The organism is Nostoc sp. UHCC 0302, from assembly GCF_038096175.1.
GTDB lineage: Bacteria > Cyanobacteriota > Cyanobacteriia > Cyanobacteriales > Nostocaceae > UHCC-0302.
In genome coordinates, this window is sequence record NZ_CP151100.1 from 191,288 (window position 1) to 217,348 (window position 26,061).

The 26,061-nt window shown below is 42.6% G+C and carries 36 protein-coding genes and 1 pseudogene; 22 read left to right on the forward strand and 15 right to left on the reverse strand.

Annotated features, from left to right (window positions below; genetic code table 11):
• Window positions 1-104 precede the first annotated feature (104 nt).
• Together WKK05_RS37370 and WKK05_RS37375 are read right to left on the reverse strand one after the other, a co-directional pair.
• Complete coding sequence (locus WKK05_RS37370) at window positions 105-548, reverse strand: thioesterase domain-containing protein (RefSeq protein ID WP_341531638.1); 444 nt, start codon at window positions 546-548, stop codon at window positions 105-107.
• 150 nt (window positions 549-698) lie between these two features.
• Window positions 699-953: a TIGR03643 family protein gene (locus WKK05_RS37375; protein WP_341531307.1), complete on the reverse strand. Its 255-nt coding sequence runs from the start codon at window positions 951-953 to the stop codon at window positions 699-701.
• Between the two features lie 179 nt (window positions 954-1,132).
• On the opposite strand from WKK05_RS37375, the gene WKK05_RS37380 reads away from it, so the two are divergent.
• Window positions 1,133-1,879 (forward strand): DUF2786 domain-containing protein, encoded by a 747-nt coding sequence (locus WKK05_RS37380; RefSeq protein ID WP_341531308.1) that lies wholly within the window; start codon window positions 1,133-1,135, stop codon window positions 1,877-1,879.
• A gap of 341 nt (window positions 1,880-2,220) precedes the next feature.
• Here WKK05_RS37380 and WKK05_RS37385 read toward each other — a convergent pair whose 3' ends face one another.
• Window positions 2,221-3,207, reverse strand: a complete 987-nt coding sequence (locus tag WKK05_RS37385) for a ParB/RepB/Spo0J family partition protein (RefSeq protein ID WP_341531309.1) — start codon at window positions 3,205-3,207, stop codon at window positions 2,221-2,223.
• Window positions 3,204-3,893, reverse strand: a complete 690-nt coding sequence (locus WKK05_RS37390; RefSeq protein WP_341531310.1) for a ParA family protein — start codon at window positions 3,891-3,893, stop codon at window positions 3,204-3,206. Before WKK05_RS37390 ends, WKK05_RS37385 begins: the two co-directional genes overlap by 4 nt.
• Before the next feature lie 225 nt (window positions 3,894-4,118).
• Between WKK05_RS37390 and WKK05_RS37395 the strand changes: the two genes are divergently transcribed.
• From WKK05_RS37395 to WKK05_RS37405, 3 genes are all read left to right on the forward strand, one after another.
• Window positions 4,119-4,640, forward strand: coding sequence for a hypothetical protein (locus WKK05_RS37395; protein WP_341531311.1), 522 nt, complete (start codon window positions 4,119-4,121; stop codon window positions 4,638-4,640).
• 37 nt (window positions 4,641-4,677) lie between these two features.
• On the forward strand, window positions 4,678-5,205 hold the full coding sequence (locus WKK05_RS37400; RefSeq protein ID WP_341531312.1) for a hypothetical protein: 528 nt from the start codon (window positions 4,678-4,680) through the stop codon (window positions 5,203-5,205).
• A 446-nt stretch (window positions 5,206-5,651) separates the two neighbouring features.
• The gene (locus WKK05_RS37405) at window positions 5,652-6,608 is read left to right on the forward strand and encodes a ParM/StbA family protein (RefSeq protein WP_341531313.1); all 957 of its coding nucleotides are present in this window, start codon (window positions 5,652-5,654) and stop codon (window positions 6,606-6,608) included.
• 410 nt (window positions 6,609-7,018) lie between these two features.
• Here the strand turns inward: WKK05_RS37405 and WKK05_RS37410 are convergent, their stop codons facing one another.
• The 4 genes from WKK05_RS37410 to WKK05_RS37425 form a co-directional block, all read right to left on the reverse strand.
• A complete protein-coding gene (locus tag WKK05_RS37410; RefSeq protein ID WP_341531314.1) occupies window positions 7,019-7,537 on the reverse strand; it encodes a transposase in 519 nt (172 codons plus the stop codon).
• Entirely contained in the window at window positions 7,491-7,751 is a 261-nt protein-coding gene (locus WKK05_RS37415) for a transposase (protein WP_341531315.1), read from the reverse strand. The genes WKK05_RS37410 and WKK05_RS37415 overlap by 47 nt, the downstream gene beginning before the upstream one ends.
• 161 nt (window positions 7,752-7,912) lie before the next feature.
• Window positions 7,913-8,881 (reverse strand): alkene reductase, encoded by a 969-nt coding sequence (locus tag WKK05_RS37420; RefSeq protein ID WP_341531316.1) that lies wholly within the window; start codon window positions 8,879-8,881, stop codon window positions 7,913-7,915.
• A 246-nt stretch (window positions 8,882-9,127) separates the two neighbouring features.
• Window positions 9,128-9,307 (reverse strand): hypothetical protein, encoded by a 180-nt coding sequence (locus tag WKK05_RS37425; RefSeq protein ID WP_341531317.1) that lies wholly within the window; start codon window positions 9,305-9,307, stop codon window positions 9,128-9,130.
• Between the two features lie 300 nt (window positions 9,308-9,607).
• Here WKK05_RS37425 and WKK05_RS37430 point away from each other — a divergent pair, with 300 nt between their 5' ends.
• Window positions 9,608-10,114: a DUF1993 domain-containing protein gene (locus tag WKK05_RS37430; protein WP_341531318.1), complete on the forward strand. Its 507-nt coding sequence runs from the start codon at window positions 9,608-9,610 to the stop codon at window positions 10,112-10,114.
• Window positions 10,115-10,174: 60 nt separating this feature from the next.
• Here the strand turns inward: WKK05_RS37430 and WKK05_RS37435 are convergent, their stop codons facing one another.
• From WKK05_RS37435 to WKK05_RS37455, 5 genes and pseudogenes are all read right to left on the reverse strand, one after another.
• A complete protein-coding gene (locus WKK05_RS37435; RefSeq protein ID WP_341531319.1) occupies window positions 10,175-10,540 on the reverse strand; it encodes a hypothetical protein in 366 nt (121 codons plus the stop codon).
• Between the two features lie 297 nt (window positions 10,541-10,837).
• Complete coding sequence (locus WKK05_RS37440; RefSeq protein WP_341531320.1) at window positions 10,838-11,140, reverse strand: hypothetical protein; 303 nt, start codon at window positions 11,138-11,140, stop codon at window positions 10,838-10,840.
• Window positions 11,141-11,248: 108 nt separating this feature from the next.
• Window positions 11,249-11,764, reverse strand: a complete 516-nt coding sequence (locus WKK05_RS37445) for a hypothetical protein (protein WP_341531321.1) — start codon at window positions 11,762-11,764, stop codon at window positions 11,249-11,251.
• A 345-nt stretch (window positions 11,765-12,109) separates the two neighbouring features.
• A pseudogene (locus tag WKK05_RS37450) lies at window positions 12,110-12,484 on the reverse strand (hypothetical protein); the annotation flags it as partial.
• A 150-nt stretch (window positions 12,485-12,634) separates the two neighbouring features.
• Window positions 12,635-12,877 carry a helix-turn-helix transcriptional regulator gene (locus WKK05_RS37455; protein WP_341531322.1) on the reverse strand — a complete coding sequence of 81 codons (243 nt, stop codon included), beginning with the start codon at window positions 12,875-12,877 and terminating at the stop codon, window positions 12,635-12,637.
• 155 nt (window positions 12,878-13,032) lie between these two features.
• Between WKK05_RS37455 and WKK05_RS37460 the strand changes: the two genes are divergently transcribed.
• The 15 genes from WKK05_RS37460 (at window position 13,033) to WKK05_RS37530 (ending at window position 23,186) form a co-directional block, all read left to right on the forward strand.
• Window positions 13,033-13,914 carry a hypothetical protein gene (locus tag WKK05_RS37460; protein WP_341531323.1) on the forward strand — a complete coding sequence of 294 codons (882 nt, stop codon included), beginning with the start codon at window positions 13,033-13,035 and terminating at the stop codon, window positions 13,912-13,914.
• A gap of 123 nt (window positions 13,915-14,037) precedes the next feature.
• Window positions 14,038-14,364, forward strand: a complete 327-nt coding sequence (locus tag WKK05_RS37465; protein ID WP_341531324.1) for a hypothetical protein — start codon at window positions 14,038-14,040, stop codon at window positions 14,362-14,364.
• Window positions 14,357-14,554: a hypothetical protein gene (locus WKK05_RS37470; RefSeq protein ID WP_341531325.1), complete on the forward strand. Its 198-nt coding sequence runs from the start codon at window positions 14,357-14,359 to the stop codon at window positions 14,552-14,554. Before WKK05_RS37465 ends, WKK05_RS37470 begins: the two co-directional genes overlap by 8 nt.
• Window positions 14,555-14,573: 19 nt before the next feature.
• The gene (locus WKK05_RS37475) at window positions 14,574-14,762 is read left to right on the forward strand and encodes a hypothetical protein (RefSeq protein WP_341531326.1); all 189 of its coding nucleotides are present in this window, start codon (window positions 14,574-14,576) and stop codon (window positions 14,760-14,762) included.
• Window positions 14,763-14,859: 97 nt separating this feature from the next.
• Window positions 14,860-15,048, forward strand: coding sequence for a hypothetical protein (locus WKK05_RS37480; protein ID WP_341531327.1), 189 nt, complete (start codon window positions 14,860-14,862; stop codon window positions 15,046-15,048).
• 191 nt (window positions 15,049-15,239) lie between these two features.
• Window positions 15,240-15,896 carry a hypothetical protein gene (locus WKK05_RS37485; protein WP_341531328.1) on the forward strand — a complete coding sequence of 219 codons (657 nt, stop codon included), beginning with the start codon at window positions 15,240-15,242 and terminating at the stop codon, window positions 15,894-15,896.
• An 81-nt stretch (window positions 15,897-15,977) separates the two neighbouring features.
• Entirely contained in the window at window positions 15,978-16,193 is a 216-nt protein-coding gene (locus tag WKK05_RS37490) for a hypothetical protein (protein ID WP_341531329.1), read from the forward strand.
• Between the two features lie 17 nt (window positions 16,194-16,210).
• Window positions 16,211-16,555 (forward strand): helix-turn-helix domain-containing protein, encoded by a 345-nt coding sequence (locus WKK05_RS37495; protein ID WP_341531330.1) that lies wholly within the window; start codon window positions 16,211-16,213, stop codon window positions 16,553-16,555.
• A 14-nt stretch (window positions 16,556-16,569) separates the two neighbouring features.
• Window positions 16,570-16,752: a hypothetical protein gene (locus tag WKK05_RS37500; protein WP_341531331.1), complete on the forward strand. Its 183-nt coding sequence runs from the start codon at window positions 16,570-16,572 to the stop codon at window positions 16,750-16,752.
• Complete coding sequence (locus tag WKK05_RS37505; protein WP_341531332.1) at window positions 16,749-17,207, forward strand: DUF1392 family protein; 459 nt, start codon at window positions 16,749-16,751, stop codon at window positions 17,205-17,207. The genes WKK05_RS37500 and WKK05_RS37505 overlap by 4 nt, the downstream gene beginning before the upstream one ends.
• Window positions 17,208-17,257: 50 nt before the next feature.
• Window positions 17,258-18,058: a KilA-N domain-containing protein gene (locus WKK05_RS37510; RefSeq protein WP_341531333.1), complete on the forward strand. Its 801-nt coding sequence runs from the start codon at window positions 17,258-17,260 to the stop codon at window positions 18,056-18,058.
• A 140-nt stretch (window positions 18,059-18,198) separates the two neighbouring features.
• On the forward strand, window positions 18,199-18,471 hold the full coding sequence (locus WKK05_RS37515; RefSeq protein ID WP_341531334.1) for a hypothetical protein: 273 nt from the start codon (window positions 18,199-18,201) through the stop codon (window positions 18,469-18,471).
• 216 nt (window positions 18,472-18,687) lie between these two features.
• Window positions 18,688-19,284, forward strand: a complete 597-nt coding sequence (locus WKK05_RS37520) for an alpha-ketoglutarate-dependent dioxygenase AlkB (RefSeq protein WP_341531335.1) — start codon at window positions 18,688-18,690, stop codon at window positions 19,282-19,284.
• Between the two features lie 219 nt (window positions 19,285-19,503).
• The gene (locus WKK05_RS37525; RefSeq protein WP_341531336.1) at window positions 19,504-22,788 is read left to right on the forward strand and encodes a plasmid replication protein, CyRepA1 family; all 3,285 of its coding nucleotides are present in this window, start codon (window positions 19,504-19,506) and stop codon (window positions 22,786-22,788) included.
• A 119-nt stretch (window positions 22,789-22,907) separates the two neighbouring features.
• On the forward strand, window positions 22,908-23,186 hold the full coding sequence (locus WKK05_RS37530; protein ID WP_341531337.1) for a hypothetical protein: 279 nt from the start codon (window positions 22,908-22,910) through the stop codon (window positions 23,184-23,186).
• A 4-nt stretch (window positions 23,187-23,190) separates the two neighbouring features.
• On the opposite strand, the gene WKK05_RS37535 is transcribed toward WKK05_RS37530, so the two are convergent.
• Window positions 23,191-23,328, reverse strand: a complete 138-nt coding sequence (locus WKK05_RS37535) for a hypothetical protein (protein ID WP_185592387.1) — start codon at window positions 23,326-23,328, stop codon at window positions 23,191-23,193.
• Between the two features lie 49 nt (window positions 23,329-23,377).
• Between WKK05_RS37535 and WKK05_RS37540 the strand changes: the two genes are divergently transcribed.
• A complete protein-coding gene (locus WKK05_RS37540) occupies window positions 23,378-24,172 on the forward strand; it encodes a hypothetical protein (protein WP_341527844.1) in 795 nt (264 codons plus the stop codon).
• 5 nt (window positions 24,173-24,177) lie between these two features.
• Window positions 24,178-25,017, forward strand: coding sequence for a hypothetical protein (locus WKK05_RS37545; RefSeq protein WP_341527843.1), 840 nt, complete (start codon window positions 24,178-24,180; stop codon window positions 25,015-25,017).
• A 308-nt stretch (window positions 25,018-25,325) separates the two neighbouring features.
• On the opposite strand, the gene WKK05_RS37550 is transcribed toward WKK05_RS37545, so the two are convergent.
• On the reverse strand, window positions 25,326-25,523 hold the full coding sequence (locus tag WKK05_RS37550; protein WP_341531338.1) for an NblA/ycf18 family protein: 198 nt from the start codon (window positions 25,521-25,523) through the stop codon (window positions 25,326-25,328).
• Window positions 25,524-26,061: the final 538 nt, after the last annotated feature.

Below are 26,061 nucleotides of genomic sequence, written 5' to 3' on the forward strand. Positions count from 1 at the left end.
TAGAAATTTAATTGAAAGGATTAGTATTTTTTTATATTATTAATTTGATAAAAGTTAATCAACTATTGCCATTGCCAATTGGTAACTAGAACTCTAACCTAAATTTATAATTTCAATGCAACATACTCTCCCTCAAATTTTGCAGCACAAATCCCAACATATATAATATCTGCATTTAGAATAATTTTACCTTTTCCTGTATTAGATAATCCCTCCACAAACTGCTGCCAGTTTTGTTGGACTGGAGATATACAATGTGACTGGAAATCTCCTTCAATAGGCTTTAAGTATTTGACTGTATTGCTTTTAATTACAATCCGGCTTTTTATTGATAACTCTTGAAGTCGAACATTAACTAAAGTCCAAGCTGATAAAATTCCTAAAGTCGATATGCTTCCACCAAATACGGTACTACTATGATTAATATTCGGTAACAACGGTGCTGATAAAATTATCCCAGTTTCATCAATTGAAACTACTGACACCGCCATTTGCTTAGAAATTGGTATGTGTTGATGAAGATATTCTTCAACTTCTGTCAAAATCATACTTACTTTTTTGAGATCAACTAATTTTAAAATAATCTGCTTCAGGTAAAATTATAGTCGGCTTAACATTGCAAAGTTGATTTTGAGTATTTATTATAATCAAGCTTTTAACCCTCTTCTTTATCTTCTAATTTCTGGTTAATCACTCATTTATGTTTTTTGGTTATGTGACTTGAATCTACCTGCAATAAATTCTCGCTTGCTTAGATGTTTTGTTGTACGTTTGTTAACTCGCTCTCGCCACATTTGGTAACTAGATTTTTTCATTTCACGCTTCATTAAAGCAATTACCTGTTTCTCAAGCAGTCCAAACTGAGATTCGATAGCTTCCATAGGCGTTCTATCTTCCCATGCCATTTCAATAATGCGATCAATCGTTTCAGAATTCAGTTCAGGTAATTTCATTTCTTTTGTAGCCTTTATTTAACTAGTTTTCTTTGAAAGTCTTTCTTAGAGTTCGTTACAGCCTGTAAATAGCAAGACTCATAGCTATGTTTTCTATATTTAGATGCTTAGTTGTTGAGTTGATGTCATAATTTTTATTCAGTTTACTGATTTCAAACTAGACAATTATCATAACTACTATGAATGTAACTGAACTATCAGAACTGGAGAAAGTTGCTGACAAAATCAAAAAACTCTTAGCACTATCTCAATCTCCTAATGAAGCAGAGGCAATGGCAGCTTTTGCCAAAGCACAAGAAATGCTAACCCGGCACAATTTATCCTTGGCAGACTTGGGTGATTCCAAAGCACAACAGGTGCAAGAAGAAATTGTTTTTGAATGGCAAAGGCTTGTATCGTGGAAAGTTATTTTAATGGCAGGAGTATGTCAGGCTAATTATTGCTTTGATTTTACGCGCAAAAATCATCATGGGTTACAATTAATCATTTTGGGACGACCCATTAATATCGCCTCTGCCAGAATTCAGTTTGAGTACTTGATGGAAACTATAGAGCGATTAGCAAAGCAAACAAAGGGTGATGCCTGCGGCGGGCAAAGCCTACGCAAATTCCAAAATGCTTTCAAATTGGGTGCAGCAAATAGACTTGCTGTGAGAATTATTGAAAACAGTGAACGGCAAAAAAGAGAGGGTATAGCTGCCACCTCTGAATCAGAGCAAGTGACAGCAATAGTTGTGCGCTCACTATATGAAAGGCTAGAAGCAGAACTCAAAGCTTACACCTCACGAAACCTCAAATTAAAGCATGGAACTCTTAAACCCTCTTGGGGTTCATTTGACGGATTCGAGGCAGGACAGTCCGCTGCTGATTCTGTTTCGCTTCACAAACAGGTTCCAGACAACAGGCAACGGTATTTGCCAAGCTAAAAGTTTTTTCATCAATGACAATCTTCGAGTTATGAATCCAAGGCTTGAGTTCTGCCATTTAATCATTAGTCACGTGAGGAGTATCTTCAATGGTAAGCCGTACATTTCGGGCGTACTAATTGAGTTATCATTTCACCTGACTGCCGACGGATTTATCTAAATAGCGATTACATTGCAATGTTAGTTCATTTGCTAGCGCGTATTATTAACTAAGCTAGATCATAGAGATAGCTAGATAAACTGTACCCAGAATGTTACTAGTGGGTTTGTCATAGTGCGTTGCAATCGGGATACTGCTTAAGTTTATTGCTCTTGTCTTACTACTAAGTCCAGTTCTGTGTTCAATTTCTGACAATCGCTTCAAGCTGACTAAGCAGATTCTCTAGCTGTTGAGTTTTTTTCGGATCGCTCCAAAGCATCTTGTTTTTTTTTGCCACCTCAATCGTGTTAGTTAAACGTTGTTTGAGGCTTACAGGTTCTGACTCAGATAGTGCCTTTTTACTACCGTTCAATACTTTAACTCGTTGCTTAATTTCAGAAAGGCTAAGGGAAGTGCTTATAGCTTCTTCTAAAAGTTTTTGTCTGCTGTCTTTATCTTTGACACTAGCAATCAAAATTCCTTTAGTGTAATGAATTTTACCTTGGCGAATAGAATTCAATATCTCTACTGGTTTTTTAAATAAGGGAAGTCGAGTTGCAACGAATGATTGCCAAGTAATTCGCCCAAATGAATCAAATACCTGTCGAACAAGCTTAGCTTCTTGACTAACCAAAACGTTTTGGTTAACAGTATTTTTTGTGGCGTTGTTCATTCGGTAAAGAAAACTAACAACTTGCTCAGTTTCGTATCCCAGTTGAATTTCAAGCACTCGCAAAGTATTGTCTAATTCCTCTAAAGCACTGAAATCACGGCGATTTGTATTTTCTGATATTGCGGCATAAAAAGCAGTACGATCATCCCAATCAAAAATCTTGACTGGTACGTTTTCCAGTTTTGCTATTGCTGCTGCTTTTAATCGTCGAAGTCCTGCAACTAGTTCATATTTTTCAGGTTGAGTGGGATGGGGACGTACCCATATAGGAGAACGAATTCCATTGGGTTGAATATCATTTAGCGCCCATTGTTGTAGCTCTTCTAAATCATAGTAATGCCGAACTGGTTTACCATCTGGAATAAATGTGAATGTACAAACAATTGCGTTGTGCGGAATGATTTGTTCTTGAGCTACTTCTGCTATTTGTACAAATTCCTGAGTAGTGGCTTGTCCAAAGACGAAGTTCAGTTCTTCATTGTTAGCAATATTATCCTTAAGTTTTCGTCGATTCATGATTCTGATTCAAATAACTTTAAAGCTTCTGTTAGGATTTTGACGTAAGCACTTGCCGCCGCTTTAGGAGCTTCTCCCTTCATACGAAATACTGTACTACCTTGTCCTGGTGCGTCCTTAATACATTGACGATCAGGAAGGGTAGTATTAAGCAAAGGTATAATACCGCTTTGCAAAGCTTCTCTAGCTTCTCGTAACAAAATCGTGTTGTCTTTTACTGCGTTCAGATAAAGCGCTGCTATTGGCAGCCCTCTTCGAATCTCCTTTGCTTGACGCACAAATTGTACAATTTTGCCTGTACTTGCTAAATCGATCATGGAGTCCCTGCAAGGAATAAGTACTAAATTAGAACGGATCAAAATTGCTTTTGTCACCTCGCTTGCATTTCCTGGGCCATCAACAATTACAACATCATAAGACTCTGCTAACTTTGGAAGTTCGTCAAATAAAACCTCTGGATCACCAATGACCTTGCAAGGCAAGTTCAGATCCTTCAACCAACTTGATGAGCTTTCCTGCCCATCTGCATCAACTAAGATAGTGGAATGTCCCATCTGGGTAAACCAATCAACAGCATGAACTGCTCCTGTTGATTTACCTGCTCCACCTTTCTGGTTAGCAAATGCCAAAATTTTAGGAAGCTTTTCAGATTTAGTCGTAGTCTTCGTAGGTTTGGATTTTGCCATAGGAGCAATTCTCACTTTGCAACAATTGTATTAGTCTTCATAGAATTGTCATTTCTTAGATAATTTTCGGGTACTTAGTAGAGTACCTATTATTGAAATAAGTTAATTGACGAAAATACATGGCTTGATGTTATCACTGATTCAAAAAAAAGGAATAAAAATAAAGTTAACCAAAACGTTTTGGTTAAATAAAAAATAGAAGTAAAGGCTTTAACAGAAATACTAATGAAATCTACCCAGCGTCCATCTAAATCACAACAGCCAAAGTCTAGCAACCAAATTCCTGAATTTCACCCTACTCCGGCTGATGACAAGTTGCTGGGAGAACTCACAACCGAGCAGCAGCCCGGTCATGCCTCTGTTGATGAAAACCCCTCAGAGCCACTAAAAGTTGAGCCACAGGCGGCTGGTAAGCGCAACAAGAAAAAAATAGATTCACCACCAGCAACCAAACCTTATATACCCTTTCAAGATCGCCCCGAAGAACCAGAATTACCGCCAGAACCTTGCCAGCACGTACAGTTCCTGGATTGTAATTCGGAGGTGGGGCGTATTATCTTCGAGTGCTATCACTGCAAACAGGGGATAATTAGCGAGTACACCGGGCAACCTGTAATGGGCGAGTACAAAGGGCGGCCTTCAGTGATTCTGGCGAAAGTTAAATGTCCCAATTGTGAGCAAACAGCGATTAGGTTGCAAGCAAGGGAAGTAATTTCGACAACAGCTATACCTTCACCTTGGAGATAGATGATTGGAGCGATCACCTGAAATTAAAAAAAGGGTAATGCAACAACAAACATTTTTGAAATTATCAGTAGTGACTGTCTTGGCAGCACTGACATTAACCAGTTGTACCAATGTTACGACTCAGCAGTATGAAGCTACAGCAACGACGAGTTATAGTTGGCAAGTGAAATATGCTGACTCACTAACTAATGACCCATCGCCGCGCTTAGAAACCTTCGCTACTAAATCTTTATTAACTCGTAATGGCTTGAAACCGAATGGAGAAGTGATTGGCCCAGATGAGCGAGGATTATGGTGGCCAACTTTACCCCCACGACCGAGCATTGATGAAGTCGAACAGCGTAAAAAGCCCCAATCACAAGCAAGCAAACCAGAATTACTCAAAGCCGAAAAGTATCAGATCAGCTATCAAGTGGGCGACCAAAAAATAACGCTACCAACTAATTATGATGTTTATCGACAGGTAGTGAAAGCTTACCCAACACGACAGGCTTTGCAGTTGACTTTGGGAGTAGACGATAATTCGGTGGAAAAAGCTGAACCCATAGGCAGCATTGAGAAATAAATATTATTCAATTCTAGATAGCTGCGATTTCGGCAGTCCAGTAGGGAGGAAATGAGAACCGCTACTAATTTATTAATCAAAGCAAAAAATTTTAGCTAATGCACAGTCTATTTATTTCGTAAATTCCTGATGGGGTATATATGGGTGCTATATGTACCCTAAGCCTTATTTAGAAATTTGATGACAGTTTAGCACCTATATAGGGTATATGTGGCGGCTTCTTAGGGTATCTTCTTTGAGATAATAATTTGTACCCCACTTGACACCTAAGAGGTTTATGATAAGCTCTTGAAACATTAATCAGTAATCAAGTTATTAATCGTCATTTGATTACTCCAAAAATTCTCTCGACTTAAATAACTCTGTTGACCTTACCGTGTTGAAAAAATAATTACGCGTTTGGTTATTGAATTACTCTCTTACTCTCTTATCTTGATTTGATCTCTATGTCGAACATTCACACGTTGCAAAGAATATTTCCTGCTGGCTTCGATAATGGCTACGGGAGTCTAAAACTTTTAGTCGATGGCTTTGAAGTCGTTCGTGTCCCCAGCTATATTTCTACGGCAGACATGGAAGATGTCCCCGGACGAGTTATTTTTAACGGTAATGCTTACACTGTTGGAGAATCTGCTTTCCGTACAGGTCATCATTTTGACCGCAACACAGATAGTAATGAAAACAAAATCAATAATGCGCTGTTGACATTATTAGGTGCATTAGCACATCTACCACACCGTAAGGCTTGGCATCTCAAGTTAGTCGTCAGCTTACATGATGTTGGTTTAGCAGAGGAGTTGCAACAAGTCCTAAACGGAGAATACCAACCAATCCTTGCTGGCAAAGAATCCGACGTGAAGATAGAAGTCCTTAAAGTTGTACCAGAGGGAATGGGTGCATTGTTCGGGCAGCAACTCCCGCCAAAATTAACCGTTTTGGATTTTGGCAATGGTACAACTCTCTATTCTCGTTATAGCAAAGGAAAGCGAGAAGTACATACCCCCTTCCCCGCAGGCGTAGAAGTTCTCATCGAAGATATTGCCCAAAAGATGAAACATTTAAATGGGGGAAAGATTGGGGACGCAGCCAAAATTCGATATTGTCTGGAAATGGGGCATACCAAGTACAGCCGTGACATCGATATTAGAGATGTTTACGGCGCTTGTCTGAAAGATTGGTACGACAAATATTTAAAAAAACCAGTAAGCATGACACTTGATGCCAAGCACACGGGAGATGAGATTTGGGCGATTGGTGGAGGCTGCCTCTTACCTGGATTTAAGAAGCTACTAGAGAAGAATGGGTTCAAAATCCGTGACAACCCGGTGGAAGCTAATGCGAATGGACTCTTAGAAATGGCAAAAGCCATCCTGAGTAAAAATCCAGTTCCTGCTCTCAAGTAAGTAATACAGAAGAATACGGAATTGGTGAATCACTGAATTGGGCAATCCACCACCCAATGTTCGCCTTACGCCCCGAAGGCAGCTTCGGGAGCCGATAAACTCCTGCTTAAACCTCCAGCGATCGCGCAGAGTAGACCACGCTTATCTACGAGCTTCCGTATGGTTTTCACCATTTATTCATCAGCTGCACAGAATTTATACCCAATTCTCGCTTCTGACTCTTGACAACTAACGCCTTTATTCTATAAATCTGGCAATGGCAGAAAAACTTGACTTACCCGCAGAAAAGGTTCGAATCAAAGATAGCTACCGCGAACGCATATTTGCAGAATCACAGCAGCTAGGTAAAAGTTACCTGGAGACGCTTTACTTTATCATTGATTGCTATTTTGCGTTCAAAAGAGGTGAACCTATCCCACTAATAAAATTCTATTAATCCAAATGTGAACTGTGGCTAGAGAAAGAAAAGCATTAAAACAGGCGGAAATTCGTTCCCATCGAACAACAAGCCTGCGATATTTTCGTTGAAACCACGCAAAACAGCGTTCCTGCTGAAAACGTGGAACTGAGATTTTAATTGGTCTACCCCGATTTTTCTTTTTCTTCCAAACCCGCTTAGGCCATTGTGGTCTGATACCACGTTTACGTAAAGCAGCACGTTTTTCCTTTGAGTCATAGCCCTTATCAGCAGCAAGTACTTTCAGGCGTTTACGCGGTCTACCGGGTCTATTAGTTTTGACTTTGACACTATCAAGCAGTGGAATCACTTGATCTCGTTCGCTACCATTGGCTGGTGTTGTGCAGTTAGCTAAAGGCATTCCATTCCCGTCAGTCAGAGTATGTATTAAAACTCCTTTACCTTTATGACCATATTTAACACCTTCACCGCCACCTTTTCCAGGGGGAAAAAGACCCGTCCACCGCGCCATAACCCCAATTAATTAAACCTCTCTCTTCTGCAATTCCTAATGTACGCGCTTGTAAATTTTCTAACGTTCCATCAGCTTCCCAACGCTGTAGCCATCTGTGCGCTGCACTTTTTGATGCCCAAATCTCTCCCTTTGGAACATCACACCACCGACATCCTGTTATCAATACATACAGTAAGGTGTTAAGTACATGGCGAAATGGTGCATGAGGCATTCCGCGTTAGCGAAGCTTACCGAAGGTATCGCGCTTTTCTGGTTCTTTAGGGAATATATCTTCAAACAGCCTCCATTCTAAGTCCGTTAACCCTTCAAACCGCCCAGCCATAATGTGATACACCCTTCCGTTTTTAGAAGCAGATTATCACATTTTTGACATTAGTGGGATAGGTTCATGGCATCAGCCCGCCCGTTTGTAATTGCTTCATCACCTCGTTGTCGATCAAAACCACCCACAGCCAGCAGTGTTCCTTGGTAAATGGGACGTAGCAGATCAATGGAATTAAAGTTCGGTGTAGCTCCTCTGGCGTAACCTCGGTCATACCCGACGTGCAAGTATGCCAAACCCAGTGGACTAAGTGCTTTTGCTACATAAGTGTAAGTTTCGGCAGGATCGTCATCGAATGTGTCGTTGACTGTGAAGCCAGGGGCAATCTTGACCCCAATCCGCTCCGCTCCCCGGACGCTACACAGAGCATTGACTACTACTTCTAGCGTGAAGCGAGTTCGATTCTCCAATGTGCCTCCATAGGCATCCGTGCGTTGGTTCGAGCCGCTGACTTGGAACTGATTGGGTAGGTATCCAGTTGCTGCATGAAGTTCCACCCCATCGAAACCTGCTTCAATAGAGAGTAACGCTGCGAAGCGATACTCCTCTACTATTTCGGGTATTTCGTCCAACTCTAACGGACGTGGTGTCTCGAAAGGGACTTTACCGTCCCAAACGTGAACTTCTTCAGACGTCAACGGGATAGCCGAAGGTGCAATCGGTCGCGCATGGTTAGGTAATAGCAAGGAGTGCGATACCCGTCCAGCGTGCATCAGTTGCACAAATATCCGACCTCCAGCAGCATGAACTGCATCTGTCACTTTTCGCCAGCCTTCAACCTGCTCCTCGTTGTGCAGCCCAGGGCAGGTTGTGTAACCCCGCCCCATCGGACTCGGATGCGTTCCTTCTGTAATGATCAGTCCTGCCGAAGCTCGCTGAGTGTAGTATTCGACCATTATAGAGGTAGGTACACAGTCAGTAGTAGCCCGCAGACGCGACATCGGAGACATGATGATGCGGTTAGGAAGGTCAAGCGAACCTAGTCTAACTGGCGTGAACAGTCCTGATTTTTCTGACATTGGCATTTTTCCTCTTCTAGAACCAGGGCGATCGCGGCCACCGCAAATCGACAACCTCAAAACATTGCCCTACAGATGACTTCAAAATAACTTAATCCGCAAAGCTGACATACAGCTCTTATTAATTGCCCCCATAGATCACCTTGCCACATGACTACTCAATTATATGGAAACATGAAAACTTTGCAGGCGTTGCTGTTTTGCTGTCGCTTAACAGACACCAACAGTAGTACAAGGCAATACCCTTTAAGTAGATTTCTGCATCTGATCAAGCGCTGTGCCATTACACTGCTTTGTTGCCCCATGCAAGCCGCAATGTTTTTCAGCAGCAATGTTCAAGCTATGTCCGGCGATATCCATTGCAACCAGTTTCAAGGGAGCAGCGTACAGGGCATAAATGATTAAACGCATATAAATCGAGAGCATGGAGACACCGCTAGGCGATGGCGTACCCGCCCACCATAGGTGATCGCAGTTTCAAACTCCCATAGCGTAACAGCTTAATCTGCCAGCTTTAATATGACCTTGCAGGCGTTGCACTTACTCTTGTTCAATTTCTTCAACACCTTGCACAGTTTTGAGAGCCTCGCTCCCAAACGCTCTTCATGACGAGCGTTGATGTGTAGCGCTTATCTGATGCGATAGATTTAGACTGAGCGAATCACACCATTTATCTCGACAAGACTCCAACTATACAAAGATTGAACTTTTTTAGGAGAAATATCAATGACCATTTCAATGTATCAAGCTTCAATACCAGTGTTTATTCACACACTTAATAATCTTGTAAGTATTCTTGAAAAAGGTAATACATACGCACAAACAAAAAAAATAGATCAGTATGTATTGCCCAATAGTCGTCTATTCCCTGATATGTTTCCATTGTCAAAACAAGTACAAATTGCTTCTGACATAGCCAAGAGAGGTGCTGCACAATTAGCAGGGGTAGAAGCACCCAAGTTTGAGGACAAGGAAACTACATTACCCGAACTTATTGACCGCGTTCAGAAAACTATCTCTTATTTACACACATTTAAACCTGAACAAATAGATGGTTCGGAAGATAAAACAATTACCATTACGCAGGGTGATAAGAGTCTATCTTTTGAAGGAATGCCATTTCTTCTATATTTTGTTTTGCCAAACGTTTATTTCCATGTCACTACAACCTATGATATTCTCAGACACTCCGGCGTAGAGCTTGGCAAAAAAGACTTCCTAGGCAAGCGTTAACGCTCGGTAATATAAGAGTAAACTGATTTTCATTCTCCGTATCGGGTGAGCGTATAGCGGCTAAGTTGTTGTTGCATCGCCCGATAATTCTACGCCAAATCGAATTTCCTGTTCAAAGTCTTCCAGGCTTTTCTGACGTTTTTTTGTAGGCGCAGACCCTGCCCAGTTCACTATCCCCGATTTCTGCCACATTAATGCACGTTGATGCAGCTTAAACTGTTCTATACTGGCATTCGTCACCAGATGAATGTTGCCCGATAAGCTAAAAGTGTAATCAGTATTCTCTAGAAAACCCAGAGGCTGAAGAAATGCTATAACCTGTATAATTTCTTGACTTCTAGACCTTAAAATTATCTCTCTTCTCTTACTCTTTAGGTTACTTGACTTTACAGATAGACTCTTGTTTTTATCTTTTGACTGACTCATGGGCAATTCTCATAAAGACATTTTTATTCACTACTCACACATCACAGAGTAAGGCACAAAGGTGAACCCGCAAGCTTTTACTTTCATTATCTTTTTGCCGACCACTGGTCGGCAAATATTTGTCAATATGGGAGTAGACAACTTCATAGCTATAGTTAAACCTATATTTACAACAGGCTAGACTTACACGTTCCCAGGGCGAACGCACGGTATTTCTGAAACCTTTGCTGGGCATGGATCTTGATGAAAAAATAGGCTAAATTAAAAAACGCCGAAACCCTTGCTATTAAAGGATTCTTATACTTTAGATGCGTTTGCCCTGTCATTGTTTTTTACAGGTAGAATTTTTGTCAGCAGATTTTTGATGCTGTTTTCTGGTGGGATTTTTGGTAACAATTGGATAAGACTATCGCTTGCTAAACACTGGTATACGGGGTCTAGTTCTCCTTTTTTCAATTTATCTAATGTGGTTTGCTGTGCTTGATTTTGAATTGCTGCATTGACTTCTGACACTTTCATACCCAGTTTTCGGGCTATTTGTTTGGGTGTTAAATTCAATGCCCGTAAATCCATTATTTCTTGTTGTTGTGTTCCTGTCATAAATTACTACTTTCTACAAACAACTGGGCAAAAATATATTAAACCAAAACAAGATTTTATTAATTTAATACCACAACCAATCACAGAAAGCATTGCTTCTTTGTTGCATTAATCTCTAATTTCCAACTCCAGAACCTTCAACAACTTATCTTCCACATCAGTAAGATAAGGACGGTTCAGCTTGCCCAATAACTGCAACAGACTTTTGACTGTCTCCTCCAGTGAATCGGAATACACTCGACTGATGCGATCACTGATTAACTGCATCTGCTGACATTCCGCAGGCAGGTAATTGTAGGACTTCAGGTATTGCAGCCCAACCGTGTACTCGCCATCCCAGGTTGCCACAGTGCAGCTAAATTCACCCACGTAGTTGACTATCCCCCAACACCCGCCCTTACCCCTGAGTTCGGGATTATCCTTTGCAAGAATTTGGCAAACTTCGCCTAATTGGTAGGTATTGGGTACTTGGGTACGTTCCATAATCTTTCGCACCACATCTTTGACAATTCTAGCTGGTGGCACTTTACCCCCTGCCTGCTCTACTGCTTTTACCCACACTTCTTGCTGTTGCTGGGATTCAAGCTTTGTCATTGGTCGGACTTGTCCCTCTGCTGTCGGCAAAATGTGATCAATTTGTTATATACACCACAGCGCCCACAACGTATAATGGATAAGCACTTGACGTTATGGATGGTTTACACAACGTTGAAATCCTGTTGCTGATTATTCTTTAAAATTACTAAATAATAATCAGAGCATATAACTCTACTAGCTACTTTCCTGCCCCTGCTTCCTCTCTCGAAAATATGCTTCCGCCAGCTTGTTATTCTTTTCTGAGGCAGAAATATCTTATACGTTGTTAGATACCTATGTAAATTATTTACACAACATTGCGAAAAGGTTTGTGAGAAGAACGTTGTTGTTGTTGTTTTATATATTTATTTAGGTGTATATAACAAATTGATCACAAATTTCAACCAAGTTATTAAAAACAACAGCCGCATCCATTAAAAGATAAGACTGGCGACGACTATGAGCAAAGCGATCGCGGCAATATTCTTCAAAGGTTTTATGCGTGGAACGATAAAGTCGGCGATCGCGCAACTCCATCAACGCCTTCCCCGCCTCAAAAAATGCCCGTTCAACTTTTCTCTCCAGGTGCAGGCGATCGCTAATTTCCTGCTCGGTTAACTCTGGAACTTCAACAGCAGTGACGGTGATTGTTGTTGTTACTGGATTTTCCTTAAGCAAGGTATCTTCAATTGCAGAGCTATCTGGTAGCTTACTGTCGCTAGATGCACCAGAAGTGGATTTTTTGCGCGAAGATGGTGGTTTAGTCATTATTCCACCTTTTTTAATTTATTGGCATTTGCTTAGAGCCGAGTGCAAATAGATTTTGAATGTGATGGTTAGCTGCTTAGGCGTAGCCCACCGCAGGTATAACTCATGAACACAGACGGAGCTAAAACTTGAGGATTGGCAATACCAGCATTAATTATCAAAGCTCACTCCAAAATTCACCCCTAAAACTTCTTCAATTTTGCGAAGGGTTGGTTCTGGCAAAACATCATTTTCTTCACGCTCAATCCGATACCAATTAGCACGAGTCATATCGGCCGCTTTTGCCAATTCTTCTACCGACCGTGGATCTCGCTCTCTGGCATCTTTAATCCTTGCTCCGATGCCAGGGGCATCAACCCGTATAACCCGCTCTATTTGCACATCTATAGACATGAACAATCCTCTCTATTCAATCATTTCGTAGATTCTATGTAAATTGTAGAGTAACACTTGACAAAATGTCTAGTGAGAGGATACATTAAAAATATAAAGAAAGCGCCCCGACTGCGAATCTAAGCGCTTTCCGTCCCGTTAGGAACTTATTTATTATGACTCACGCCTTTTACACAGCACAACAGCTGCAACTGAAATCCATTGCGCGACTCAAGCAAATCTACAGCGAAATCGGCTGCACAGTGGAGATAAGCGACAAACGCTGCAAGGATTCTTGGATTAGCGCGATTGTTGATTATCAATCCACCCAGGCTCAGAAAATCGCCCCTGCTACTTCTGACGAACAAGCCACAGCCCAAGCCGAACTCGACAACTACATCACCGCCCAAGCCCAAACTGTTGCACCCGAAGCACTCACCCCTGTAGAGATATCTTTTGACCATCACGAATATTACGCTGGTAAGCAACTGATAGCTACCATCACCCATGACGACGACCACTTAACCCAACGCTGGGTAGTTACGGTCAACGATAAAGAAGTATTTCGTGCCAACACTCCAATGCGCTGTCATCGCTTCATCTGCACTCACTACAAAGACGGCTCATTACCAGTGCAAGAACAGCAAGCAACATCACACACGACTGAGAACCAAATCATGGCGCATATCTTCAACGAGTGCCAGAATTACGGGTTTGAAATTCTCGACGATGGCATTTACCAAAACGAAGTGAAGCTGGGCGAAGTCGGATGCACTGACGGTAACTGGTGGGTAATCCTGGGTTCTTCAGATCAGCAACAGTGTTCTAACTCGGTGTTTGATGCAGTGCGCTCATTGTCGATAGTGGATACTTCACTGACTGAACCGACTCCTGAATACTTGCAATACCAATCCTTGGAACAACTGACTACCGAGGAATTACAGCAGTTGCTTGATGCAGAAGCAGCCGAATGTGAGCAATTGTTAGATCGACCGTTTGAGCAGTTAACAGCCCAAGACTGGCAACGGCTACGGGAGTATGAGCCTGTAGCAGCGTAGAAGAGGCAGGGGGGCAAGGGTGCAGGGGGGCAGAGGGGAAAGAATCTGTACAACATCTCTCCTTTGCTCCTCCGCTCCTCTGCACCTCTGCCTAATTCGTCCCTTCATTCACCAATCACAACAATGCAACCCACAATATCGATACCCCGACACTGGGGTTACCCTCGCTTTGCTTTGGAACAGCGAACTAATCAAGGTATCGTTTTAGGGCTTTACTGCTATCCGACTGGTACAAAATTGGCTGAACAATTTGGTGATGGGTGGCGTTACGCTTTGATGCCTAACCAAAACTCTAACGAAATATTGTACCTTCAAGAGAACCAAATTCAGCCGCTTTCTCCACAGGAATTGTTCACGCAAATTACAGCAGAGATTGAATTTTACCAACGTCAAATAACAATACTGCAACAACAGTTATCAATAGTTACTGGAGGGTTCACTAATGGCTAAAGTTGTTGATAACTATGTGGAACGTACTTCAGCTAGGTTGTTGCGTTCTTTACGTCGTTCTGGTGGTTCTGCTCCATTACATCGCATTCAGTTTTCGGAAACTATCATCCAATATCTGCTCGACAAAAAACTAGTCCAAATGCAGAACACTGGATACGGCTTTTTGCTAGAGATTGCTGAAGAATTTTAACCAATAGGAGCAATTGAAAATGTCTCATCCTCCTCTACATACGCTAGTTGATGCTGCCAAGTTCATTCTGAACGAGATTGCAATACACCCTGATTTCAAAGCACTCAGCTATCACCCTAATTTAACTATAGGGGATGCTCAAACTGCACTGTCTTACCTCAAGTTCGAGCTAGAAGGTAATTGCAGACATAACAATATCTCGGATTAAAACGAAAGCGATCGCTCGAATCATTACTTCTTTGAGTGATTGCTACATACGGAAATTTAATACTCCCTTCTCAACCAACTACACACTACAGAAAAACATGAACACTGAAATTAAACTCGGTCTTTGTAATCCACCTGAACCTGTTTACTTATATGTTAATCAGGGAGAAGTAAATGGGGAATCTTACGTTTGGTACAAGTTTGATATTAATCAAGATAAGAAAATACCAGTGACTCAACGTGCATTGGCTGGGTATTTGTCCAGGGCGGCCGCATCATGTCAATAAGCAAAGTCTGTTCTCAATAGAGCTAAAATTAATGTCATTAACTCTTGCTTGTTGCGAAAATTTTAGGCGATCGCTTTGAGGCATAAACAATAATCAAACGCGAAATCCTAATTTTTTCATTGGTTCTCAACCTTCGTTGTGATCAAGAGTAATTTAGATGCGTTTGCCCTGGGTATTTGTCAGAGTTGCGATTGATAACTAAAGAATTCCAAGGTAAGGATAATATCAAACTTGAGATTGTTGTCAGCGCCGATGAACTTTATGTCATTAGAACTTCGGTGGAGACTAACTTTGCCAAAAGCTTTCTTCTGGCTGCATCATGTATCCAGAATTTTGATAAACCATTAATTATTGCTGCTACTGCTGGAGAAAAAAATACAGTTTTCTGCAATCTTTATGATGCAGCAACTAAAACCAAGATCAAGAGAGAGTGGAGTAAAGATATCGATTGGGCAAGCATCATTCATGATATCCAATGTCTTTTAGGTGGCACATCCTCAACTATTCCACCTACGCCGAAACTTAGTGTAGTCCCTCAAGCAATCCACCCACAGGATTTACGAGTACGAAACATTCGTATTTTACTTGATTATCCGTTGGATTTAGTCAAAGAGTGGTTACGATTTCAAGGCGTTGAGCTTCCTAGTTCATTACCTGAAGAAAATATTGACGAGCTAATAAAAATGATGTGTTTAGCTTGGGCATCGGATAAGTGTGAGCATCCTAACCATGCCCAATCTACGTATCAAAAGCAGGTGATTGATGCAGTAACACAAGGGGTTGATGAGTTAACAGCAGTCAAGACGTGGATGCAGCAGTTGCAAATATCGAAAGCTGGTGTGGTGTAACGCGTTTCTGAATATAGAAGTCAGTAAAAATATCACTTCTGACTTCTATAACACTCTATTAATCACATAGAAATTACCAAAATGAAAGTCATCGTTACAGTTGTTGAAAAGATTACTAACGAAGCCCATATCGATATTCCTGATGGGCTTGACGAATCTGCTATCAGACAACACATCACTGACTTATATAACAGTGGCGAAATGCTGACTGATTTGAATATTTTTCAGGTTGACTTTGAATCAATTACTGCACTGATTGTCAAAGAACAGTTTCCAAATACTTCTATCTCTGCATAAATTTCGGAGAGCTAAATATGATTATCAAAACTACAAAATGGACTGAAGCAGAACTCACAATTCTTGAGGCAAAAGCCGAACTCTATACTCCCAAACAAATTGCCTCAATTCTCAAAAGACACGGCTATTTCCGCACTCCCGACGCTATTTCTACTAAGCTCTGGAATTTGGGTTACTCCACACGTCCCTTTCTTGATAACTACAGCGCTGCCGAAATCGCTCGTATTCTTTGTGTTCACCGTACTACAGTTTCTGGTTGGGTACGCCTTTTCCAATTCGCAATTCGCAATTCGCAATTCGCAATTTTGTTCCTCACATCTGAAACTGGATGCTTGAATATTAATTCTTTTTTTTATCAATAAACTGAGAGGATTATATGCCAAGTAAATCAATTATCCAATTGTATATTAATTGCGAATTGCGAACTGCGAATTGCGAATTGGAGAGGAAATGGCATCTGAAACGGTTTTTTGACAACCCACCACAACATCTTAAGAAGCGCATTGCTGAAATTGATCCAGAAGCCATTAACTACTTGCTGGGGAGACGTGCATCATGATTGACCACGTTAACACGGCTTTTCTTTGCTGGTACATCTCGCCACCTTGGGGTTCTTGCATCCCACCACTTGAAGTCAATCTGCTGGAGAGAGTTTACATCGGAACTGCGAGGACATTCGGCTACTGCTGCGGGGTGAAGTGGAAACAAGATCGATGGATTTATGCAATTGCCTGCACGGGTGACATTATCCACACCACAGAACACGAAATTATCGGCACTGGGGAAATGCAACTAGCTGCTGTAGAAAAACCTGCTTTTGTTTTAGGCGATCGCGTAATGCTTCTTTCTGATGACCAACGGACAAAGCAGCGGCTAATTCTGGGGATTCAACTGCTAAACAGGTCTTGGTTTTACTACGTCGAGTGGATGCCCCCTGCACTAGAAGAAGCTACCAGTTTGGATGATCGGCTAGCTATCGTACCCCAGAAAGATTTGGCGCGAGTGCTTTTTTGATGTGCTTTCAAGAATTAACTGTTTGAACAATAAGCAAAAGAACAAAACTTATGTTGACTCATTTTTGGCAGAACTCAGAAATTAATCAAATGCCCCAAGAAGAGGTAATAAGTAAATATACTATTCCCAAGGGCTACGTTAACGCCACTCAAATGTGCAAGGCTAACAGCAAGTTTTTAGCCGATTACATCAAGCTCAAGTCTACAAAGCAGTATTTGCAAGCACTTTCTAACGATATGAAGATCCTCATATCGTCTTTAATGATTGAAATCGAAGCGTATGGAAAAGAACAAGGCACTTGGATTCATCCAGAAATTGCCATTGATTTAGCTCGCTGGGTATCTGTTGAATTCCGCATCTGGGCTAACAGAACCCTAATGAAGGTAATGCTCTCTACTGAAATAGAGCCAATACAGGAGCAAGAACCGCCAAAAACCCTAGCCCCATCTCAAGAAGCTGCACAGTTAGCCCTACTGTTGGGTGACTTTGCCGGATTAGACAAAGCCCTCACCGCCCAGCTTGCAGTTAACGCTGCCACTGCTGTCAACCCGGCTCTTAAACCTGCTGCTGATGAACTGAGAACAGCGATCGCACTTACCAACGTTAGCGATGATGCATATCTCAGACCAACAGACATCGGTGAAGCAGTCGGACTTTCTGCACGAGCTGTGAATAACTGGTTGACTAATGCTGGACTGCAATACCGTACTGATGACAAGAAAATCCCATATCGCCCCACAGAGTCAGGTAAGCAATGGGGGCGAATGGTTCCAACTGTTGCCAGACCTTCAAATCAAACTGTCTTTCAGCTGCGGTGGCTACCCGAAATAGTAAAAGTTATTTCTCAATAAGCAAGAACACAGAAGTCAGAATCCACCAAATCAGAATTAATTACTCAAAACTTTGATTATCAAGCTCTAACAATTGTTTACTACTTTATTCTGAATTCTGACTCCTGACTCCTGAATTATCTACCTAATTCGTCAAAATTATGAACAGTCTAAGAAAGGTTGTAGCAGATAAATATGGTCTTGAAGCTTTTGCTATGTACGACGATTTTTTCTTTGTTCATTTACCAGAAAATCAAGACCACACACTCAAATTTTTGGAAAGCCAATTACCAGAATGTATTCGGATTGAATTAGCAGAATGTTTTGCTGGTAGTGTAATTGCGGCTTGGGAAGTTCCGTTATTTTTACTTCCTCAAGTGTTACAGCAAGCCCATGATTTTGTTGCCCAGTTTTGGGAACAGATATCAGATTGAAGAATTCAGAACCCAGAATTCAGAATTCAGAATCAATTAGTCGGGGATTCAGACCTGCAACTAAATTGTTGTACCTCCAAATCTACGATTTGGCTCAGTTCTTAAACCCACTTATTCATCCGCCAGTCACACAGAATTCATACGCTCATTCTGACTCCTGACTCCTGACTCCTGAATTCTATTTAGATACACGTTCTTTATTTGGAGATAACTACCATGCAACAACTCAACTTATTTCCACAATCAGCGCCAGTTTTACCCGTCACTTGCTATCCCGATTTCTTAGGAAAGCAGCAAGCCTCGGAACTTTACCAACACTGTTTGAAACTGGAGTGGCAGCAGAATTACATCAGGATGGTCGGTAAAACTATGCCTGTTCCCCGCCTCGAATGTATTTACGGCGATAAGGGCTGCAACTATCTCTACTCCAACAGTGTATTTTTACGACCACTCCCTTGGACAGAAGAACTGTCTAAGTTACGGGATTCCATCACTGCCCTTACAGGCTATAAGTTCCGTATCGTTATCGGTAACCAATACCGTAGCGGACAAGACTCAATCGGATGGCACGCTGACAATGAAGCATCAATGGGATTGGAGCCGGCAATCGCATCAATCAGCCTGGGGTCGTGTCGCAAATTCCAAATCAAACCTATCGGTGGCAGACCAACGGACTTCTGGTTAGAACACGGGAGTCTACTTGTGATGCACCCAGGCTGTCAGTCCACACATCTGCATCAGGTTCCGAAGACGAACAAAGTGGTTGGCACTCGGATTAATCTTACCTTCCGTCCGCACATCGGGAGTAAATAAATCACTAGCATTGCTAGTTTCTATGTTTTGAGTTCTCACCAAATTTCCAAAAATAGTTTATTATATTCGTGCTTTAGTTCAGGTGTACTACTGCTTGATTTACAAGTAATAACAACAAGTCCTGAACTTCGGGTTTTTTAAGCACTGCCTATTTTTTGAGTATTGCAAAGCGGTATCCAGCTATACCGCTGACTTTTCCATGCGTCTATAGGAGGGAATATGACCACAACAACTAATCTTGAATCTCATCATTTACAAGAATGGGTTAATAGTGGTGTTGATGAAGAAATCATTGCCCTGAATGTGCGCTCACTCTCTGGGACTGTACCACATGAATATCTGCTCTACAGTCCCAAAATCTCCCGCCGCAACGATGGACGCCTCAGAGATCGCGATTTGAATAAATACCAGCACATAGAACTAGGCGGCTGGTGGTGCAGTGGCGTTGACCCTCTTAACAACTATGTTCTAATGCTCTGGGGCTGCTTCAAACCTGACTTCCCCAGACGTGACCGCCAAAAGATTCATAAATTCATCAAATATGAACACCCATATAGAGAAGAAACACGCGCTTTCTTCCTGTTAGTGCCGAATCGCATCTGGGTGAAAGCTTCCAACCGTAGCGGTATCCCAATCACTCAAGAAGATTTAGAACACCCTGGCGGCTTCTGGCACTGGGTTTGGCGGCATAATGTACCAGTGACAATCGTTGAAGGCGTCAAAAAAGCTGCTTGCTTACTGACTGCTGGTTATGCAGCGATCGCTCTACCTGGGGTCAATAGTGGATACCGCACACCCCAAGACGAATATGGTAACGCTATTGGTAAACCATCACTGATTCCAGATTTGAAACATTTCGCAACACAGGATAGGCAGGTTAACATTTGCTTTGATCAGGACAACTTGCCCCAAACTGCCCAACGGGTGAGAACCGCCATCAGTCGCATGGGACGGCTGTTAGTAAATGAAGGTTGTTCCCTGCGAGTGATTGATTTACCGTTAGGGCCAGAGAAAGGAGTTGATGATTTTATCGTTGCTCACGGTCAGCCTGCCTTTGATGCACTCTACAATACAGCTGTTGCATTGGAATTATGGGAGATTAAGCTGTTTACATTGCTGACTTATCCGCCAGCGATCGCACTCAATCAACGTTTCTTGGGCCAGCTGATTGCACCCGTTGGGGAAAAGCTGCTCGTTCTCAAAGCCCCAAAAGGCACTGGTAAAACCGAGTGGCTGTCTACTGAGGTGGCCAAAGCCCATGAGCAAGGGCGGCGCGTACTCATCATCACCCATCGTATTCAACTGGGTGAGGCGTTGTGTAACCGCTTCGGTGTTAACTATGTCAGTGAAGTTCGCACGAATGATACTGGCGATTTGTTGGGTTACGGCTTGTGTATTGATTCGTTGCATCAGCAAAGCCTTGCTCGTTTCAACCCCAACGACTGGTCAAACGATGTCATCATTATTGATGAATGCGACCAAGTTTTCTGGCATTTGCTCAACTCTACTACTGAGGTTGCCAAACGGCGGGTATCTGTTCTCAAAAACCTCAAACAGTTGATTCAAAATGTCTTGGGTAGCAGTCAGGGTAAGATTTACCTATCTTCTGCTGATGTTTCCGATACCGATATTAAGTATGTTCTAACTCTAGCTGGAGAATATAGAGTTAACCCGTTTGTCATCGTCAACAACTATCAGCCATTCTCTGGCAAATGTTATAACTACTCCGGCAGTAACCCCAAGAATTTGATTGCCGCTCTTGATCGGGCGATTTCAAAGGGAGGACATCATTTATTATGTTGTTCTGCCCAAAAAGCCACATCTAAGTGGGGAACCCAAGCGCTAGAGCAACGGTTTCGCCGCAAATTCCCTCACCTGCGGATACTGCGAATTGACAGCCATTCTGTTTCAGAATCAACGCACCCAGCTTTTGAGTGTATTGCCCACCTCAACGAGATTCTCACGCAGTATGATTTAGTCATTGCCTCGCCCAGCCTGGAAACAGGTGTGTCTATCGATATTCAAGGTCATTTTAACTCTGTCTGGGGAATATTCCAGGGAGTTCAGCCTGTGAACTCAGTGCGGCAGACGTTAGCACGGTTGAGGGAAACTGTTGACCGCCACATCTGGGTTAGTCGGTACGGTATAGGGACTGTGGGTAATGGTTCAACTTCTATGAGTGGATTGTTGCGGAGTCAGGATATGGCAACCCAGGCTAATATTGCTCTACTATCGGCTGCTGACAATTCAGACTACAGCTTTATTGACCAAAACTTTCAACCCGAATCATTGCAAACCTGGGGTAAGCGAGGTGCTGTCATTAACGTAGAAATGCGCCGTTATCGTGAATCTGTACTCACAGGATTGTCGACTGACGGCTACATCCTTATTGATGCAGACGATTCTGACCCTGACCAAACCAAGGAAATTGTTAAAGAAGTTAAGGCAGCTTCCAAAGAATTATATAGGAGTGAATGCCTGGGAGTTTCTCAATCAGAAGATGTATCTGATACCGAACTCAAGAAGCTGCAATCCAAGCGGGTGAAGACCAAGGACGAACGATATCAGCAACGGAAAGCTGAATTGTCCCGCCGCTATGAAGTTCAAGTAACACCCGAATTAGTCGAGAAAGATGACGACTCTTGGTATCCAAAACTGCGGCTGCACTATTATCTGACTGTGGGGCGGCAGTTTCTTGCTAATCGTGATGCCAAACGTGCTTTGGCACAAGCCGAAGCTGGGGATAATGCGATTTGGAAACCCGACTTCAACAAGGGGCAGATGTTGTCTAGGGTGCTGTTATTAGAAGAACTGAATCTGTTGCAGTTGCTCACACCCCTTGAGCAATTGCGGTCTTCTGATGAGGCGATGCAGGAGTTCAAGGCGATCGCACTACAGAATCGCTATGTCATCAAGAACTATCTTCACGTGACTATTTCCGAGAAACTTACACCAATTGCGATCGCGCAAAAGTTACTCGACAAGATTGATTTACGGCTGTCATACATCGGGCGGTTAGGCCCAAGGGGGAAGCGGGAGTGTGTTTATCAGTTCGTTCCTGCTGATGATCGGCGTGATTCGATTTTTGATTCTTGGTTGGGTCGAGATGAAGCGTTAAATCGTGAATCCGTGTCAGTCACTAATAATATAGATATACAAACACTCATGCCTGACACCATATCGCTGCCAATCTCCCAAAATCCAGACTTTGTGTCAGTCACTAATAATATAGAGTTAAAAACACAAGTTGCTGACACACACGATATTCCCCAAACATTAGATGAGGCTACTCAGGGCTGGAAGGGCTTGAAGTTGAAGCTGCGGCAGGGGTTAGAAACTGCTGGTCGGTTTTACAATGAGCTAGTTGACAATGTGGGTGAGGCTGTTGGGGTTGCTGATGGTGAACCGTTTTGGAATGGGTATCTCGGACAGTGGCAAGTCTTGGTTGACTTTGCCGACGGGTGTAAATCTGTGGTTTGCGATTGGGTCGAGTGTATGGAGTAAGTTGTTGGGGGAGCAAGGCGAACGCTTGTTGCTTTACACTTGCAAGAAATTGACCCCGATAGCGTTCCCTGTCAAGGGTTGCCGCAGGCATCGCGCGAAAGTTATTGGACAAGGTTGATTTGCGCTTATCTGATATCGGTCGCTTTGGGCCGCGAGGAAAACGGGAGTGTGTTTATCAGTTTGTGCCATCCGATGACGAGCGTGATTCGATTTTTGATTCTTGGCTAAGTCGGGATGAAGTGTTAGATCGTGAATCTGTGTCAGTCACTAATAATATAGATATACAAACCAAAGTCAGTGACACACACGATATTCCCCAAATATTAAATGAAGCTGTCAGCGGCTGTCAGGGGCTGAAGTTGAAATTGCGGGAAGGACTCGACAGCGCTGGTCCCTAGCTATCTAATTGGTATACAAAGCAGGTAAACTGAGGAAAGCACCTAGCAGCAGTAAAAAATTAGTGATAGTAAAGTTGCCTCGCCATCGCCCAGAACGAAAATTCAGTAATATCAAACGAATAGTATTAGAATGTTCACTCATTGAGTGCGTGCATTGTGGGGCAGAATTAGCGCTACGCAGACCAAGACACATGCGTAAAACCATTCAAACAATGGATGGTGCAGTATTTGTGGCAGGCAAGAGTAAAGAATGTACCAATCATAGTTGCACACATTTTGGTAAACATTACTACGCGACTGGCGTGTTAAAATACAGTCTGCCTTACAGTACTTATGGGCTAGACGTGCTGGCATTTATTGGTTGGCAACATGAAAATGAGCATCAACAGTTGGCAGAAATTCGGCGCTTATTAAACCAGCGTGGTGTTGAAATTAACGAAAGCAATGTAGGTAAGCTATACCGTCAATTTCTGGCACTATTGGGTGGAACGATTGCACATACACAGGAGAAATTAGCTGCCACAGCAGTCCATCATGGTGGCTTGATTTGGGCAATAGATGCCTTACAGCCCGAAGGCCACGGAACCTTACTGTATGTATTGTACGAGGTATTAAGCGGTACACCAGTAAGTGGAATTCAGTTACCACAGGCACAGGCACAAAGGTTAATTGAGTGGCTGCAACCATATAAAGAGTTACCGTATAAAGTGCTAGCAACATTGTCAGATGGGGAAAAATCAATCATTGCGGCAATGAATTCAAGTTGGCCAGATGCACCCCATCAACGTTGTCAAGCCCACTTTCTCAGTAATTTAAGTGAAGTGGTGCTGCCATTAGACACAAAGCTCAGACAGCAATTAAAAGCAGATTTAGATGATCTGCCAAAAGTCCCTGAGTACTCAGAAAGAGCCCAACACCCAGGCTCCGAACAGCAGCAAGACAGTCTCCCTTTTTTTCAGGAATCCCCTATTTGTCACGAGACATAGAGTTAATGGCAATCGAATCCCAGATTCGGGCTGCGGTTCGGGATTGTGTCAATCGCACCAGTCGCAAACCTTTTCGCTGGGGCGGTTTAAGCGGCTACCAGCAATTAGAAACTATTGGACAGATACTACGTAGTTTACCATGTCGAGAACTTGATACAGATTATTTGTCTCTCTTGTCAGTATGGATTGACCAAGCCTTAAGTAGCAATCGTTCATTAGCCTCCGACTTAGAAGAAACACACAATTGGTTGCAACGAATTGCAGAATGTTTGCACTATCCTGAACAAACCAGTCCACGCATTGATTGCGCGACCGATGTTACACAAACTGTAAAATTACCTTTAACAAGTTTTCAAGTTCGGCGCGAAATGGAAGAGTTATTACAGCAATTTCAGCCCGACCCTCAACAAAATCCCGCACAGTTTGCCTTGAAGAAAAAGCTACAAAAACTATGGCATAAATACGGTACTGATTTATTGCACTGCTATGACATTCCTGGCTTACCGCCAGATAACTTGAAAATGGAAGCTATGTTTAGCCTTTTGCGTCGCAATCAACGGCGAATTAGTGGGCGCAAATCAACTGCCGAATTACGTGATTTTGGGCAATATCAAGTTCTTTTCTTCGCCGAAAGTGAACAAATGTTGCTGACACAAATTCGGGAAGTGCCTGTAGCGGAATACAACACTCAACGTCGCAGATTAGCAATGGATGAAGCACCCCGTCAACAAAAACATCGCCTTCATCGTCATCCAGTTACCACAATACAAGCTTTAGTCGATCAACATACGGAACTTCTGACTGTGCTTGAGTCTCAAGCCCTGAAATACCAATTAGATAGCTAGGGGCGCTGGTCGGTTCTATACTGAGCTTGTCTCCCAAGTTGGCGAGGCTGTTGGTGAGCCTTACCGGAATGAGTATCTGGGGCAGTGGTAATTTTTGGAGGCGGGTATGGGTCTGTGTGTGGTGTGTGTAGGGAAGGTGGGGGTGTAGGGAGCGAGTAGTTCACTGTTCCATCAAAACCGTTACTGTGAGTCGGTGATTGTGCAAGTTCTGAGTTTGGGGCAAACAGTCTCTATCGCCTTGCCCTTGAATAGAGCAACTGTGTGTTCGTTATCTTCTGAGTCGCTTCAAGTGACTTGTTTAGTTTGTCTTATCCCAAGATTGGGTCTGAATCAAGTTCCCACCGATGTTTGAGCAATTCTCGGTAAGTCGCTTCCCTTATCATCATGTGCTTATACAGCATCTGCAAAAACTCTTGAGCTTGTTCACGGGACATCTGCTGCACAAGATCCGCAAAAGTTCTGAGGCTAAATTCTTGTTCTAAAGATAATTCAATGGGTTGATTCATCGCTTTTATTAGTTACTCTTTTATTTGGGTTTGCTTATGTCAGCATATATTGCTTTATATAAACAAATGTTACAATAAATTTACAAAACCCAAGGGGGGTGTAAACCGTACTAAGTAGGTTAGAATGCCGTATCTGCTGCTAAAACCTTGATATCACTCCATTGTGGCAACCCAAGTAAAAACCTAAGTTCTAAAGTTTCTGACTTTAAGGTTTTTAAAAGCATTTTTAGCCTCTGCTTGCGGCTGGCGATCACCTACGGCGGGCGAAAAGCGCCATCGCTCAAAACAAGAGATGGGCAATTACAATTATTCCTTTGGGCAAGAGTGGTGAGCGTCGCGGCGTGATGCTGGAGTTTGAGGAGGCAAACCAAGACTTATTTACTCAACTGCTTGTAGATGCCCCGCAGTGGACTGAATGGATGGCTTGATTTGCGCCTGAGTTTAGCGCAAGACCAATTAACTATTGCTTGCGAGGTGTATCTACTACAAACGATATAGCTACGCCCTCATTACAAGTCGAACTCCTTGGGAGGCGCTG

Bases quoted from the DNA above. Each gene is read 5' to 3' on its own strand.
- WKK05_RS37470 (WP_341531325.1), top strand. From the start codon at position 14,357: ATGGCTAAAGTTGTTGATAACTATGTGGAACGTACTTCAGCTAGGTTG.
- WKK05_RS37480 (WP_341531327.1), top strand. From the start codon at position 14,860: ATGAACACTGAAATTAAACTCGGTCTTTGTAATCCACCTGAACCTGTT.
- WKK05_RS37455 (WP_341531322.1), bottom strand. From the start codon at position 12,877: ATGTCTATAGATGTGCAAATAGAGCGGGTTATACGGGTTGATGCCCCT.
- WKK05_RS37505 (WP_341531332.1), top strand. From the start codon at position 16,749: ATGATTGACCACGTTAACACGGCTTTTCTTTGCTGGTACATCTCGCCA.
- WKK05_RS37490 (WP_341531329.1), top strand. From the start codon at position 15,978: ATGAAAGTCATCGTTACAGTTGTTGAAAAGATTACTAACGAAGCCCAT.
- WKK05_RS37440 (WP_341531320.1), bottom strand. From the start codon at position 11,140: ATGACAGGAACACAACAACAAGAAATAATGGATTTACGGGCATTGAAT.
- WKK05_RS37435 (WP_341531319.1), bottom strand. From the start codon at position 10,540: ATGAGTCAGTCAAAAGATAAAAACAAGAGTCTATCTGTAAAGTCAAGT.
- WKK05_RS37500 (WP_341531331.1), top strand. From the start codon at position 16,570: ATGCCAAGTAAATCAATTATCCAATTGTATATTAATTGCGAATTGCGA.
- WKK05_RS37385 (WP_341531309.1), bottom strand. From the start codon at position 3,207: ATGAATCGACGAAAACTTAAGGATAATATTGCTAACAATGAAGAACTG.
- WKK05_RS37520 (WP_341531335.1), top strand. From the start codon at position 18,688: ATGCAACAACTCAACTTATTTCCACAATCAGCGCCAGTTTTACCCGTC.
- WKK05_RS37465 (WP_341531324.1), top strand. From the start codon at position 14,038: ATGCAACCCACAATATCGATACCCCGACACTGGGGTTACCCTCGCTTT.
- WKK05_RS37545 (WP_341527843.1), top strand. From the start codon at position 24,178: ATGGCAATCGAATCCCAGATTCGGGCTGCGGTTCGGGATTGTGTCAAT.
- WKK05_RS37425 (WP_341531317.1), bottom strand. From the start codon at position 9,307: ATGCTCTCGATTTATATGCGTTTAATCATTTATGCCCTGTACGCTGCT.
- WKK05_RS37375 (WP_341531307.1), bottom strand. From the start codon at position 953: ATGAAATTACCTGAACTGAATTCTGAAACGATTGATCGCATTATTGAA.
- WKK05_RS37400 (WP_341531312.1), top strand. From the start codon at position 4,678: ATGCAACAACAAACATTTTTGAAATTATCAGTAGTGACTGTCTTGGCA.
- WKK05_RS37370 (WP_341531638.1), bottom strand. From the start codon at position 548: ATGATTTTGACAGAAGTTGAAGAATATCTTCATCAACACATACCAATT.
- WKK05_RS37390 (WP_341531310.1), bottom strand. From the start codon at position 3,893: ATGGCAAAATCCAAACCTACGAAGACTACGACTAAATCTGAAAAGCTT.
- WKK05_RS37460 (WP_341531323.1), top strand. From the start codon at position 13,033: ATGACTCACGCCTTTTACACAGCACAACAGCTGCAACTGAAATCCATT.
- WKK05_RS37405 (WP_341531313.1), top strand. From the start codon at position 5,652: ATGTCGAACATTCACACGTTGCAAAGAATATTTCCTGCTGGCTTCGAT.
- WKK05_RS37525 (WP_341531336.1), top strand. From the start codon at position 19,504: ATGACCACAACAACTAATCTTGAATCTCATCATTTACAAGAATGGGTT.
- WKK05_RS37495 (WP_341531330.1), top strand. From the start codon at position 16,211: ATGATTATCAAAACTACAAAATGGACTGAAGCAGAACTCACAATTCTT.
- WKK05_RS37515 (WP_341531334.1), top strand. From the start codon at position 18,199: ATGAACAGTCTAAGAAAGGTTGTAGCAGATAAATATGGTCTTGAAGCT.
- WKK05_RS37395 (WP_341531311.1), top strand. From the start codon at position 4,119: ATGAAATCTACCCAGCGTCCATCTAAATCACAACAGCCAAAGTCTAGC.
- WKK05_RS37540 (WP_341527844.1), top strand. From the start codon at position 23,378: ATGCGTAAAACCATTCAAACAATGGATGGTGCAGTATTTGTGGCAGGC.
- WKK05_RS37380 (WP_341531308.1), top strand. From the start codon at position 1,133: ATGAATGTAACTGAACTATCAGAACTGGAGAAAGTTGCTGACAAAATC.
- WKK05_RS37550 (WP_341531338.1), bottom strand. From the start codon at position 25,523: ATGAATCAACCCATTGAATTATCTTTAGAACAAGAATTTAGCCTCAGA.
- WKK05_RS37430 (WP_341531318.1), top strand. From the start codon at position 9,608: ATGACCATTTCAATGTATCAAGCTTCAATACCAGTGTTTATTCACACA.
- WKK05_RS37420 (WP_341531316.1), bottom strand. From the start codon at position 8,881: ATGTCAGAAAAATCAGGACTGTTCACGCCAGTTAGACTAGGTTCGCTT.
- WKK05_RS37475 (WP_341531326.1), top strand. From the start codon at position 14,574: ATGTCTCATCCTCCTCTACATACGCTAGTTGATGCTGCCAAGTTCATT.
- WKK05_RS37510 (WP_341531333.1), top strand. From the start codon at position 17,258: ATGTTGACTCATTTTTGGCAGAACTCAGAAATTAATCAAATGCCCCAA.
- WKK05_RS37410 (WP_341531314.1), bottom strand. From the start codon at position 7,537: ATGGCGCGGTGGACGGGTCTTTTTCCCCCTGGAAAAGGTGGCGGTGAA.
- WKK05_RS37415 (WP_341531315.1), bottom strand. From the start codon at position 7,751: ATGCCTCATGCACCATTTCGCCATGTACTTAACACCTTACTGTATGTA.
- WKK05_RS37535 (WP_185592387.1), bottom strand. From the start codon at position 23,328: ATGAGTGAACATTCTAATACTATTCGTTTGATATTACTGAATTTTCGT.